This is a genomic window from Arthrobacter sp. Sr33 (assembly GCF_054511195.1).
Window position 1 is genome coordinate 89,523 of sequence record NZ_JBTNDD010000005.1, and the last position, 12,842, is coordinate 102,364.

13 protein-coding genes are annotated in these 12,842 nt (G+C 64.8%); 3 read left to right on the forward strand and 10 right to left on the reverse strand.

What is annotated here, in order from left to right; translation table 11 throughout:
* Positions 1–40: 40 nt before the first annotated feature.
* The 4 genes from ACX80T_RS08540 to truB are packed head-to-tail and all read right to left on the reverse strand — an operon-like array spanning position 41 to position 2,515.
* Positions 41–712, reverse strand: coding sequence for a DUF4345 domain-containing protein (locus tag ACX80T_RS08540; protein ID WP_133185494.1), 672 nt, complete (start codon positions 710–712; stop codon positions 41–43).
* Between the two features lie 53 nt (positions 713–765).
* On the reverse strand, positions 766–1,233 hold the full coding sequence (locus ACX80T_RS08545) for a hypothetical protein (protein WP_019483465.1): 468 nt from the start codon (positions 1,231–1,233) through the stop codon (positions 766–768).
* The gene (locus tag ACX80T_RS08550) at positions 1,230–1,601 is read right to left on the reverse strand and encodes a hypothetical protein (RefSeq protein ID WP_019483466.1); all 372 of its coding nucleotides are present in this window, start codon (positions 1,599–1,601) and stop codon (positions 1,230–1,232) included. The genes ACX80T_RS08545 and ACX80T_RS08550 overlap by 4 nt, the downstream gene beginning before the upstream one ends.
* A complete protein-coding gene (gene truB / locus ACX80T_RS08555) occupies positions 1,598–2,515 on the reverse strand; it encodes a tRNA pseudouridine(55) synthase TruB (RefSeq protein ID WP_116778773.1) in 918 nt (305 codons plus the stop codon). The genes ACX80T_RS08550 and truB overlap by 4 nt, the downstream gene beginning before the upstream one ends.
* 39 nt (positions 2,516–2,554) lie before the next feature.
* Here truB and ACX80T_RS08560 point away from each other — a divergent pair, with 39 nt between their 5' ends.
* Positions 2,555–3,733 carry a pyridoxal phosphate-dependent aminotransferase gene (locus ACX80T_RS08560; protein ID WP_019483468.1) on the forward strand — a complete coding sequence of 393 codons (1,179 nt, stop codon included), beginning with the start codon at positions 2,555–2,557 and terminating at the stop codon, positions 3,731–3,733.
* Between the two features lie 80 nt (positions 3,734–3,813).
* On the opposite strand, the gene rbfA is transcribed toward ACX80T_RS08560, so the two are convergent.
* From rbfA to ACX80T_RS08585, 5 genes are all read right to left on the reverse strand, one after another.
* On the reverse strand, positions 3,814–4,272 hold the full coding sequence (gene rbfA / locus ACX80T_RS08565; protein ID WP_116778771.1) for a 30S ribosome-binding factor RbfA: 459 nt from the start codon (positions 4,270–4,272) through the stop codon (positions 3,814–3,816).
* Positions 4,273–4,524: 252 nt separating this feature from the next.
* The gene (infB, locus tag ACX80T_RS08570; protein WP_459304183.1) at positions 4,525–7,464 is read right to left on the reverse strand and encodes a translation initiation factor IF-2; all 2,940 of its coding nucleotides are present in this window, start codon (positions 7,462–7,464) and stop codon (positions 4,525–4,527) included.
* A 152-nt stretch (positions 7,465–7,616) separates the two neighbouring features.
* Entirely contained in the window at positions 7,617–7,868 is a 252-nt protein-coding gene (locus ACX80T_RS08575; protein WP_237715314.1) for a YlxR family protein, read from the reverse strand.
* Between the two features lie 147 nt (positions 7,869–8,015).
* A complete protein-coding gene (nusA, locus tag ACX80T_RS08580) occupies positions 8,016–8,987 on the reverse strand; it encodes a transcription termination factor NusA (RefSeq protein ID WP_019483472.1) in 972 nt (323 codons plus the stop codon).
* Complete coding sequence (locus ACX80T_RS08585; protein ID WP_459304184.1) at positions 8,988–9,641, reverse strand: ribosome maturation factor RimP; 654 nt, start codon at positions 9,639–9,641, stop codon at positions 8,988–8,990.
* Positions 9,642–9,746: 105 nt separating this feature from the next.
* On the opposite strand from ACX80T_RS08585, the gene ACX80T_RS08590 reads away from it, so the two are divergent.
* Positions 9,747–10,892, forward strand: a complete 1,146-nt coding sequence (locus ACX80T_RS08590; protein WP_459304185.1) for a DUF4439 domain-containing protein — start codon at positions 9,747–9,749, stop codon at positions 10,890–10,892.
* 76 nt (positions 10,893–10,968) lie between these two features.
* Entirely contained in the window at positions 10,969–12,015 is a 1,047-nt protein-coding gene (locus tag ACX80T_RS08595; protein WP_019483474.1) for an aminoglycoside phosphotransferase family protein, read from the forward strand.
* A gap of 18 nt (positions 12,016–12,033) precedes the next feature.
* Here ACX80T_RS08595 and ACX80T_RS08600 read toward each other — a convergent pair whose 3' ends face one another.
* A complete protein-coding gene (locus tag ACX80T_RS08600) occupies positions 12,034–12,837 on the reverse strand; it encodes a sulfite exporter TauE/SafE family protein (RefSeq protein ID WP_019483475.1) in 804 nt (267 codons plus the stop codon).
* Positions 12,838–12,842 lie beyond the last annotated feature (5 nt).

Sequence of the window (12,842 nt, forward strand, 5' to 3'; positions counted from 1 at the left end):
AACCGCCCCCGGGCCCGGGGTGCAGCGCTGACCGCCGGTCTTAGCCGCGTGCTGCGTACTCGTTGCGGATCTCGGTGGTCTTGGCGATGTACCGGTGCCACACCAGCAATGCTGCCGGGAAGGCGAGTTCAATGACCATCAGGATGATCATCATGTAGTGGGGGGTTCCGGAGAACGCCCAGGACAGGACCCGGCCGATACCGCCGATGAAGACCATCAGGCAGACCATCCAGAGCATGTTGGCCCACTCAAACTTCACGCCAATGGTGATAAACGCGGCTCCCACACCGACCATCATCGCCGAGAAAAAGCGGAACTGGCTTTCGAGCGTGGGGCTGGGGTTCCCAATATCGGTGTCAGGCACGCCCGAGGTTCCCGTGATCAGGTAGAAGGCGCCGAAACCGGCGAGGATCAGACCCACCAGGACGACGACAGTCCTGAAGACGCCCCACTCCCCCTTGGGCGACTTGGGCTTGGCGGTCTTCTTTCCGCTCTTCGCTGCGGTTTTGGGTGCCGACGACGGCGTCCCTGCCTTCGCCTGCGCTCCGGCCGGGCTGGCGGGCTGGCCGGCAGTCCGCCCGGCGGCATGGCCCGGAGCCTGAGCGCCCGTTGGCCGTGGCTGCCCGGCGGAGGGGCTTCCCGGCGCGTTGCCCGAGGCCGGGCGGGTGCTGTCCTGCGGATTGCCGGTGGGGTGGTTCTCTGAATTGGACATGATGCTCCCTTTAACTGGCTCCAGCATTAATTGGTACTCCTGCAGTCATACTCTCACGCAGCGGGGCTGATCCGCTCGGTGGTCTGCACCGTTGGTGTTCCCGGCCGATTCAGAAAAAGCCACCAGAGGCCAAGGATCGGCAGAACCAGCGGCACGAAGCCGTATCCCCTGCCGAACAGGGACCACACCGTGTCACTGGGAAATGCCTCCGGGTCGAGGAGGCTGAACAGCCCGACCGTGAGGACACCTACGAGTTCCAGACCCACCGCACCGACTGAAATCCAGTACCAGCGTTTCCCCGGCATCGCCAGGGCCACGGTCGCCAGGACGTAGACGACCGCGGCAAGCGCGGTCAGGAGGTAGGCGAGTGGCGCCTCACCGAATTTGGTGCCGATCTGGAAGGCTGCGCGTGCGGTTGCCGCGAGGGCGAAGACCCCATACACGGCAATCAGCAGGCGTCCCGGCCCGCTGTTGCGGTGCCGGGAGACAGCAGCGCTGTTGTCGGGGCTGTTGTCGGTCACAGGGGCACCCGATCCCAGATTTGTTCCATCCGAAACAGCATAACGAAGACCGTGATTCCGACGGCGCCCAGCACCAGGTTGCTCCATCTGCTGCGCTCCAGGATGGCCCACCAGAACCCGGCCACGGGGATGCACAGCGCGGTCAACAGGTAGCCCCAGAACTCCCAGGCCTCCCCCGCGATTGCCTCACCACCGGCCTGCCTGATGATGGCTGCCACCCCATAAACCAGGAGAAACAACTCAACAGCTGCGACCGAGAGGATGGTGATGTCATTCGGTGGCTGCCGGATCACCGCAGCACCGAAGCAGATCACGGCCGACGCCAGGCACACGATGACGCCGGCGATAAAGAACCCGTCAACGATCACTGGGCAGAGCCGTTCCCGGGAGCGAAAACCAGCAGGGGGCGGGCCCGGTCTGACGAGTTCTTGAGGAGGGCGATCAGGGTGCCGTCGGGGGCGAACGCGGCCACCGGACCGTCGTCGGGCCCGGCCGGGATGAAACGCCCGTGCGATAGATCGAGTGCTTCGGCTGCGGAAAGTTCGCGGGGGGTGAAGAGCACCCGCGCCGCATCGTTGATGGGCAACAGTCGGAGATCGGTGGCCAGTTCCTCCAGGGTTGCCGACTGTTCCAGCGAGTACGGACCCACTTGGGTCCGGCGGAGTGCCGTCAGATGTCCGCCGACGCCCAGTGAACCGCCCAGGTCCCGGGCCAGCGCCCGAATATAGGTCCCCGAACTGCATTCGACTGTGACATCGATGTCCAGCAGCGTTCCATCGCCCTCCGCGCTTGTCACGGGCCGGATGTCGTGGATATCAAAGCGGTGGATCGTGACCGGGCGTGCCGCGAGGACCACGTCCTCCCCGGAGCGAACCCGGGTGTAGGCGCGCTGCCCGTTGACCTTGATGGCGCTCACGCTGCTGGGTATCTGCTGTATTTCACCGGTAAGCGCTTCCGCCCCGGCACGGACGGCCTCGGCGGTGATGCCCGCGGCGTCGGCGGTTGTAACCACGTCGCCCTCGGCGTCGTCGGTCACCGTCGACTGCCCCAGCCGAATGGTGGCCGTATAGGTTTTGGACGTACCGACCACATAGGTGAGCAGCCGGGTGGCCCGGTTGATGCCGACCACCAGCACGCCTGTTGCCATCGGATCGAGGGTGCCAGCGTGGCCCACCTTACGGGTCCCGGCGATACCGCGCATTTTGCTGACGACGTCATGACTGGTCCAGCCCTGAGGCTTGTCCACGATTATTAGTCCTGAGTGGACTTGCCCGGAATTCACGCCTCTCAGTATAGGGCGACGCGGGGATACGCTTGCCCAATGCCGAAGATCTCGTCCCACGCCGATTCGCTCCCAGCCAACCAGATCCGTGAAATCACTCAAGCTGCCTGGGCGACGCCCGGTGCAATTGTGCTGAGCATCGGCGAACCGGGGTTTCCGGTGGCTCGCCATGTTCTGGAAGCCGGGATGGCGGCGTTGGACCGGGACGAGACCAACTACACACCCAATGCTGGCATCGCCCCCCTGAGGGAAGCCTTCGCCGCCCGGTTCAGCGCACAGAATGCGGTCGACGTGGACCCGGGTCGGGTCTACGTGACAGCGGGGGCCCAGCAGGGACTGCACCTGGCCATGAGCCTGCTGCTCGACGTCGGCGACGAGGTGCTGATCCCCAATCCCGGTTATCCCACGTTTGGCATGACTGCCGGTCTGCTGCACGCCGTACCCGTGGAGTACCCGCTGCACGCCGAGCACGGGTTCCAGCCCCGGGTGAAGGACCTCGAGGAACTCCTGAGCTCCCGCACCCGGGTCATCGTCCTGAACTCCCCGTCGAACCCGCTCGGTGCTGTCTTCAGCGAAGGCCTGACCCGTGAGCTGATGGAATTCGCCCGGGTCCACGACCTCTGGGTTATCTCCGATGAGTGCTACGAATCGTTCACCTATGACGTCCCGCATGTCAGCCCCGCCCGTTTCGATAGGCCGGGAGCAGACAGGGTTTTTACCTCCATCACCCTGTCCAAGACCTATGGGCTCACCGGGATCCGGGTCGGAGCGCTCATTACGCCCCCGGGCATGCAGCAACAGCTCGACAACGTGATGGAATCGATCGTGTCCTGCGTAGCGGCGTCGTCGCAGTATTCGGCGTTGGCAGCGCTGACCGGCCCGCAGGATTATGTGGCGACGGCGCTGAGCCACTACCGGAGCAACAGGGACGCGGCTTCGGCTGTGCTGCAATCGCTGGGCATCGACTTCCTGGACGCCGAGGGCGCCTTTTACCTGTGGGCTGACCTGTCGCACGCCACGGACGGCGACGTCCGGAAGTGGGTGCACGTGCTGCTTCGCGAACGGGGCGTGGCGGTGGCGCCCGGGACCGCGTTTGGTTCGATTGGCGAAGGGTGGATCCGCATTTCGCTCTGCGGCGACTCAGCCGAACTCATCGACGGTCTCTCCCGCCTTCCGGCACGGCCTCGCGGCGATGACGCTGACCTCAACCAGGACTAGTTCCCGGCGAACTTAAGGACAGCAGGGTGGGACCGCGTGTGCGGTCCCACCCTGCTGTCATGGTGTCTGGCTATTAACCGTTACTTCGACGAAACCTCGTCGGCGTCGTCGTCCTCGTCCTCGTCCGGTTTGCGATACGGATCAGCGTCGCCAGCGAACTTCGCACCCTGGGCAATGGCCGCCACCTCTGCATCGCGTTCCCGCGCAGTGCGCAGCAGCTCTTCGAGATGGCTTGCGTTGACCGGAATCTCGTCGGGGACGAATTCCAGCGTCGGAGTCAACCGTGCGGTAATGTTCTTGCCCACCTCTGACCGCAGCACTCCTCGCGCCGACTCGAGGGCGGTGCGGGTAGCAGCCTGTTCGTCCGCGTCGCCGAACACCGTGTAGTACAGGGTCGCGTGCTGGAGGTCGTTGGTCACGCGCGCATCGGTGATGGTGACGGCCTCAAGCCGTGGATCTTTGACCCGGCGGCGCAACGCCTCAGCAACAATTACCTTAATCCGTTGTGCAAGCCGTGAGGCCCGGGCCGGATCTGCCATAACTAACTCCTCTTGCCTAAAATACTTACCTATAAATCGGGAACTTCAAGGACGCCGGCGAGGACTGTCGTCGTCGCAAGCCCCCGAACACACGCCGCCAAGCCGAGAAGGCCTGACCGCCCCACTCGGACGCCCCGGATTCCGGGGCGCCTATGGTTGGTGGGCGTCTGAGCGAACGCTCCGGACGAAGTCCGCGTGCGGGCGCGAAGTGGGCAAAGGCGCCCCGGATTCCGGGGCGCCCAAGCTCACAACCTAGACGCGCGGCTTCTCGCGCATCTCGTAGGTTTCAACGATGTCGCCTGCCTTGACGTCGTTGAAGGACCCGAGGCCGATACCACATTCGAAGTCCGTGCGGACCTCGGTGGCGTCGTCCTTGAAGCGACGCAGGGACTCGATGGTGAGGTTGTCGCCGACAACCGTCCCGTCGCGGACCAGGCGTGCCTTGGAGTTCCTGCGGATGACGCCCGAGCGGACGATCGACCCGGCGATGTTGCCGAACTTCGATGACCTGAAGACTTCCCGGATCTCTGCGGTTCCGAGCTGTGCTTCTTCGTACTCTGGCTTGAGCATGCCCTTGAGCGCTGCTTCGATGTCATCGATTGCTGCGTAGATGACCGAGTAGAAGCGCAGGTCGACGCCTTCGCGGTCGGCAAGATCTGCCACCCGCTCGGCTGGCCGGACGTTGAACCCAATGATGATCGCTGAGTCAACGGTCGCCAGGTTGACGTCGTTCTGCGTGATGGCGCCGACACCGCGGTGAATAACCCGCAGAGCAACTCCATCGCCCACATCGATCTTGAGCAGTGAGTCTTCGAGTGCTTCGACAGCACCCGAGACGTCGCCCTTGAGGATGAGGTTGAGGGTGTCGACCTTGCCGTCTGCAACGGCCTGATCGAAGTCCTCGAGGCTGATGCGCTTGCGGCGCTTCGCCAGGGCTGCGTTGCGGTCGGCTGCTTCACGCTTCTCAGCGATCTGGCGACCGGTCCGCTCGTCAGGCGTCACCAGGAAGGTGTCACCGGCACGAGGCACCGTGGAAAGACCCAACACCTGCACGGGGCGGGACGGGCCAGCGACCATAACGTTGTCGCCGTCCTCGTTGAACATGGCACGGACGCGTCCGTGAGCCACACCCGCAACGATCGTGTCGCCGACACGCAACGTTCCGGACTGAACCAGAACCGTTGCGACAGCGCCGCGACCCTTGTCCAGGTTCGCTTCGATAGCGATACCGCGGGCGTCCTTGTTCGGATTGGCTCGCATGTCCAGTGCCGCATCGGCGGTCAGCAGGACCGCTTCGAGCAGTTCGTCGATGCCGTCGCCCTGAAGCGCCGACACATGAACGAACATGGTGTCGCCACCGTATTCTTCGGGAACCAGACCGTATTCGGTGAGCTGGCCCTTGACCTTGTCAGGGTTCGCTCCTTCGCGGTCCATCTTGTTCACCGCGACAACGATCGGCACATTGGCTGCCTGAGCGTGGTTCAGCGCCTCAACCGTCTGAGGCATGACGCCGTCGTCGGCTGCGACAACGAGAACCGCGATGTCGGTGACCTTGGCACCTCGGGCACGCATAGCGGTGAACGCCTCGTGACCGGGGGTGTCAATGAACGTGATGGCCCTTTCGGTGCCCTCATGCTCGTGGTCGATCTGGTAGGCACCGATGTGCTGGGTGATCCCGCCGTGTTCGCCTGCGACGACGTTCGACTTACGGATCGCGTCCAGCAGGCGGGTCTTACCGTGGTCAACGTGACCCATGACGGTGACCACTGGTGGACGGGCCTCGAGCTGGGTGTCGCCCTCGGCTTCGAGTTCGGCGTCGATATCGATGTCGAAGTTGCCCAGGAGCTCGCGCTCCTCGTCCTCCGGCGAAACGACCTGGATCTTGTAGCCCAGTTCGGTGCCGAGCACCTCGAAGGTACCTTCGTCGAGGGACTGGGTAGCGGTAGCCATTTCACCGAGGTGGAACAGGACCGTGACCAGTGCCGCCGGGTTCGCATCTATCTTCTCGGCGAACTCGGAGAGTGATGAGCCGCGACGCAACCGGACAATGGTGTTGCCGTCGCCGCGGGGTACGCTGACGCCGCCTAGGGACGGAGCTGACATCTGCTCCAGTTCCTGACGCTTCGCGCGCTTCGACTTGCGCTGCTTGCCGCGTCCTGCACCGCCCTTACCGAAAGCGCCGGCAGTGCCGCCGCGTCCGCGACCGCCCTTACCGAAGCCACCGCCTGCGGGTGCACCTCCACCTGCACCGGGGGCGCCACCTGGGGCGCCACGGCCCGGTCCGCCGCCTGGACGGGCTGCGCCACCGCGACCGGGTGCTGCTGGGCGTTCGGTGCGGTTCGGCATCATCCCCGGTGTGGGGCGTGAACCTGCTGCACCGGCTGCTGGGCGGGGACCGCCCGGACGGGCTGCTCCCGCTGCGGGGCGTGGGCCACCTGCACCGGCCGCTGGGCGTGGGCCACCTGCACCCGCTGCTGGGCGCTGGCCACGCTCGTCGTCGCGACGTCCTGGGCGAGGCATGCCCTGTGATGGTGCGAACGGGTTGTTGCCTGGCCGGGGTCCGCCTGAACGATCGCCGTCGCCGCGCCCTGAACGGGGCATGCCCTGTGAGGGTGCGAACGGGTTGTTGCCTGGCCGCGGTGCGCCGGGGCGAGCCGCACCGGGACGCGCGGCTGGAGCCTGCGCATCGGCTGGCTTCGGTGCCGGGCGAGCGCCCGGCTTGGCTGCCGACGATTCTTCCTTGGCCGCTGGCTGGGCTGCTGGTTCCGCTGCCGGCGCCTGCGGTGCCGCTGGTGCCGCAGCCGCTGGTGCCGTAGCCGCTGGCTCGGGAGCCGCTGCTGGGGTCTCCTGGCGATCCTTCGCCGGTGCCTTCGGCCCTGGAGTGGCCGATGTTGCTGCCTTCGGTGTGGCAGCCTTCGGTGCGGCGGGGGTGGAGGACGCCGGGGTTGCTGCGGGTGCCGAAGCTGCCTTTTCGGGCGCTGGGTCGGCCGCAGACTTGGCTGGCGCCGGTGCGGCTGGAGCTGCTGCCGGTGCCGCTGCTGGGAAAGCGCCGCGAAGTTTCTTCACGACGGGCGCCTCAATCGTTGATGAGGCGGAACGGACGAATTCGCCCAGCTCCTGCAGTTTGGCTACTGCATCTTTTGAAGTAATTCCGAGCTCTTTGGCGAGCTCGTGTACGCGGACCTTAGCCACATTTCTCCTGTCTCGGTCCGCACCGAGTCAGGCACGAACCGTCTAATTCCTACTGCAGACCACAGTTGCCGGGGCAACCGAAAAGCCATTTGCAAAGCTCAACAGATTTTTCATCGTTGGGCACTCATCGCTGGGTACTCATCGGGAATCCATCAGTTTTCTGACCCGCTTTCAGGGAGGACGGTTTGTTTAGGGTGGCTTCCTAGTGAAGCTTCCTTGAGTGCGTGAAGTCGATCCTCAACGTCGCGAGTTTCAACCTGGCCCCGGAAGGCACGGTTGAACGCACCGCGTTTGAGGGCCTGCTCCATGCACGCCGGCTGGGGGTGCAACCACGCACCTCTACCGGAGAGTCGGCGGCGATCGTCAATCACAACGGCATTGGAGCCGTCCAGATTTCCTTTCACCAACCGCAGCAAAACAGCCTGGTCATCACGCTTCCGGCAACCTACGCACGTTCTAATGGCGGTTTGTTGGGATGGCAATGACCTAAGCCTCTTCCATTCTAGCGCTTTTCAGCTGGCAAGGCCGCATCTGCGGCACTACCGGGTTGTTCAGGCCTTGGCGGCGTCGGACACGATGTCGATCCGCCACCCGGTCAGCTTGGCTGCCAGCCGTGCATTCTGCCCCTCTTTGCCGATGGCCAGGGAGAGCTGATAGTCGGGAACAACAACGCGTGCCGACCTGGTGCTCTCATCTGTGATCGTCACCGACGACACCCTGGACGGGGAGAGGGAACTGGCAATGAAGGTGGCCGGATCGTCGCTGTAGTCAACGATGTCGATCTTCTCATCATTGAGTTCGTTCATGACTGCCCGCACGCGTGAGCCCATCTCGCCGATGCATGCCCCCTTGGCGTTGACCCCAGGCACCTGAGCCTTCACAGCAATCTTTGTGCGGTGTCCTGCTTCGCGGGCCAGCGCCACAATCTCGACCGTGTGGTCGGCGATCTCCGGCACTTCCAGTTCGAACAACTTGCGGACGAGCCCCGGGTGCGAGCGTGACAGGGTAATCGAGGGGCCCTTCATACCGCGGTGAACGTCGACGACGAAGGCTCGCAGCCGCGAACCGTGCAGATATTTCTCGCCTGGCACCTGTTCCGGCGGCGGCAGCAACGCCTCGACCGATCCGAGGTTGACCTGGATCATGTGGGGGTTGGTGCCCTGCTGGATCATGCCGGCAACCAGCTCGCCCTCCTTGCCGCGGAATTCACCAAGGATGTTGTCGTCCTCGGCGTCCCGGAGCCGCTGCAGGATGATCTGGCGGGCGGTGCTCGCAGCGATCCTGCCGAAACCGGTGGGCGTGTCGTCGAACTCGCCGACGGCGGCGCCGTCGTCGTCGGTCTCAGTTGCCCAGATGGTGACGTGGCCGCTCTTGCGATCCAGTTCCGCCCGCGCAGTATCCTGCGATCCGGGGGTCTTGTGATAGGCCACCAGGAGGGCCTGCTCGATGGTCGGAATCAGGAGCTCAAGCGGAATTTCCCGTTCTCGTTCCAGCAGCCTTAGCGCACTCATATCAATATCCATTTAGGCCTCCGAAGCTGTATTTTTGGTGGGGCGGGCATCGTGCTGGATGCCTTCGTCCCCGGTGTCGTCAAGATGCGTGTCGTCAAGATGCGTGAACTCGACCTGGACGGTGCCCTTACGGATCTCGGTGAACAAGAGCGTCAGGGGGTCGCCGGTTTTGGGCTTCATCCCCTTTTTCACTGGTATCTGTGGGGTCAACCGGATGCCGTCGTCGTCAACTTCCAGCAGCCGGCCGGTCACGTCGTCGCCCTTGAGCCGGCGGACCGTGACCATGCGTCCCTTGTTGCGCCGCCAGTGCCGGGGCTGCGAGAGGGGGCGGGAGACTCCCGGGGAAGACACCTCGAGGCTGTACGGACGCCCATGGTCGTGTGGGTCGGCGTCCATCGCGAGTGAGACGTCGTGGGCCACATCCGAGATCAGGTCCAGGTTGACTGACCCAGTCTGATTCTCCGGCAGGTCTACCACCACGTTGACGATACGGTCCGATCCCGCGGATTTGATCTCTACGGCCTCCAGAAAGAGCCCGTGCCCCTCGACCGTAGGCAGCAGCAGCGCTGTGAGCCTCACCGATTCCGCCTCGACGTCCGCGTCAGGAGCTTGTTGCTGCAGCGTGCTTGCCGCAGGCGGACTGTCATTGCCCGGCCGAACCGCCATTACTGCCTCCCACTCGATGATGTTGTAGCTCTAGGGTACCGACTTTCCGGCGCGTACGGTGTATCAGCCGGAGAACGGCCGGGGATCATGACATCATCAAGAGTTGTGAAGGATTCTGCTGACACCCGGCGTTCCGGCTTCCGCGGCACCCTGCGTACTCTCGCACGGCGAACCCTACGGACGGTCGCGCTTCTTCTCGCCTTCACTCTGGTGGTTGCACTGGGATTGAACCTGGATGGTCCCCCCGCTGATGGTCCGCCACCGCTGTCCTTCACTGAAGAAGCGCAATTGGGTGCAGAATCTCGGGCAGCGGACCTGGCTGCTGCTGCGACAGCGCTTTCGGTCGCTGGTTCTTCGGGCGGTGCCGCTTCAGGCGGAGCCTCTTCAGGCGGTGCCGAATCCGAACTGAGCGGCACCTATGCCGAAACGGCTGGCATCCTTCAGGAGCAAGCCGATGCCCTCTGGCACCCGGTACTTTCGGACCCGCCCGTCACCTCCGCGCCCACCGCCGCAGGTTTGTCGGAACCCACCGTCGCAGCCGAGTCAACGGCAGCTCCCACCCCGACACCCACACCGGCCGGTTTCGTGGCAGACCTGTTCAGCTCCGCACAGCAGAACCTCAACGCTGCTGTGACGGCCGAACCAGGGATCGCACGGCTACTCGCGTCGGTTGGCGCCAGTCAACGACGCCAGGCGTTAGCTCTCGCCGACCTGCAGGGCCTGAAATCGCCGCCACCGGGACCGTTGCCGAGCGTCGCCGCTGGGCCGTCGCCCACCTGCCCTGCCCCGATACCCCGAAACGGGACTGCGGGCGGCTCCACCCCGCGCGCTGGAACTAGCCCCGAAGATCATCCGGAGGCTGATCTGCTTGGCGAGGCGGTTGCCGCCGAACACCGGTCCGCCTATGCGTACGAGGTCGCTGCGGCCCGTGGGGCTGAGCCGTCGACCCTGGTCGAGTTCGCGGCCGAGCACGCCAGCGCTGCCGGCGCCGGCGAGACCCTGCTGCGGACCATCACCTGCCCTCAACCCGGCCCCCAGGCGCCGGCATTTGCCCTCGACGCGGCGTTCTTCGACGACCCTGAGGCCACGCTCGCCGCCCTGAACACTGAGCTCATGACCATGTACGTCGACATGGTGGGTTTGACCGACGGCCCCGCCCGGCGCTGGGCCGTCCAACGATTCAGCGATCTTGCCCACCATCAACACCTGGCCACCGACGCTGTTGAAGCGTTTCCCGGCATTCGCAACTGACCTGCCAAGGGCAGCCCGCTCAACCAGCCTTGGGCAATGCCGCACCGGGCCACACCTGAAGCCTAGACTTGGCCTCGTGGAACTCCCTGGAATTGAACTCCCGGCGGCCTTGGTTCGCAACGCCTCACGGCTGCCCGGCGGGCGCGCCTGGCTGAGCCGGTGGCAGGACCTGGTTCACAGCGCGCTGGCTGAATGGGAGCTGACCCTCGATCTACCCGGCGGGAGACGCCCCTGGTTCGGCAGCGCCGCCGTCGTGCTGCCCGTGCACCGGGCTGACGGTAGCCGGGCGGTCCTGAAGGTCACAGTCCCCCACGATGAAGCACTCCCCGAGCCCGACGCTCTGAGGCTTTGGGCTGGCTGCGGGGCCGTCAAACTGCTGGAAGCCAGCCGGGAGGACTACGTTCTGTTGCTGGAGCGACTCGACGGGGACCAATCTCTCGCAGGGGTGCCGCTGGCAGAGACAGCCGGGATCTGGGGTGGCCTGGTGAAGGATTTGGCGTTGGCTCCGGGTAGCGGTGAGCTCTGGCAGGACATTCCATCGGTGGCCGCCCAAGCGGAAATGTGGACGGACACTCTCCCGGCAGACTGGGACCGGCTGGGCCGTCCGTTTGAACGCTGGCTTCTTGAGTGTGCCCTGGAGGTCTGCCAGGTGCGCGGAGCTGTTGGACGACGCTCTGAGCGGGACGTACTGCTGCACTCCGACCTCCACTACCTCAATATCCGGGCCCGCCCTTTCCCCGCCGGCGCGATCGTTCCGGTCGGTGCGGTCGGTCCGGCGGATGCCCCTGCGCCTGCTCCCAGCTACGTGGCCATCGATCCGAAGCCGGTTGTCGGGGACGCGGAGTTCGCCGTCGCACCGATGCTATGGAACCGGATTGGAGACCTGTTTCCGGGTGATCCTGCGGGCCATCTGCGGGAGCGGTGCTCCGATCTGGCTTTCGCCGCTGATCTTGACCCGCTGTTGGCGAGGGACTGGTCGGTGGTCCGTGAGGTGCAAAACGCACTTTCGGCCGTGGAGTCGGGGAACCGTGACGACGCGCAGCGTTCCCTCTGGGTGGCAAGTACGCTGCTGCGTCGGACCCTGCCCGAGCTGCCGTCGCCAGCGGACCTGGTCAGCCCCTAGCCCGCACCCGGACTGGAGCTACAGTGCCGGTCGGATGTTCTCGACCCAGACGTCGTAACCGAGTTTGGCGATCAGCGCCGCGACCACCACGAGGAAGACGATCCTGATGAATTTGCTGCCCTGGGTGATGGCCATCCTCGATCCGAGATAGCCGCCGGCCATGTTGGCCAGGCCGAGTACCAGCCCGAGACCCCAGAGCAGCGACCCGTTGGGCAGGAAAAACATCAGCGCACCAAAGTTGGTGGCCAGGTTCACGATCTTGGATTTGGCGCTGGCGTCCAGGAAGCTGTAGCCGAGCAGGGTGACCATCGCGATGATCAGGAATGATCCGGTACCGGGGCCGATCAGCCCGTCATAGAAGCCAATGACCAGACCGATCGCCGCGGCTGTTCCATAGTGTCGCCCGCCGGTGTGGCGCAGCTTTGTCAGGGTGCCGACGGTTGGACGGAACGCGGTGAACACCGCGACGGCGATGAGAGCGACGACGATGATGGGCTTGAAGACCGACGACGGCAGCGACGTCGCGATGATCGCGCCACCGAACCCACCGACCAGGGCGATTCCTGCCATCGGTAACGCAGTCCTGAGATCGGGTCTGGCCCGTCGATAGTAGGTGATTGCGCTGGTGGTGGTGCCGAAAAGCGAACCCATCTTGTTGGTGGCCAACGCCTGCACCGGGGTAATCCCGGGTACTAAAAGGAGGGCGGGGAGTTGCAGCAGCCCCCCACCGCCGACCACCGCGTCGACCCAGCCCGCAGCGAACCCTGCAACCACCACCAGCAGGATCGTCGCGAGCTGGATCTCCTCCAGCCCGGAATTCAAGCTGT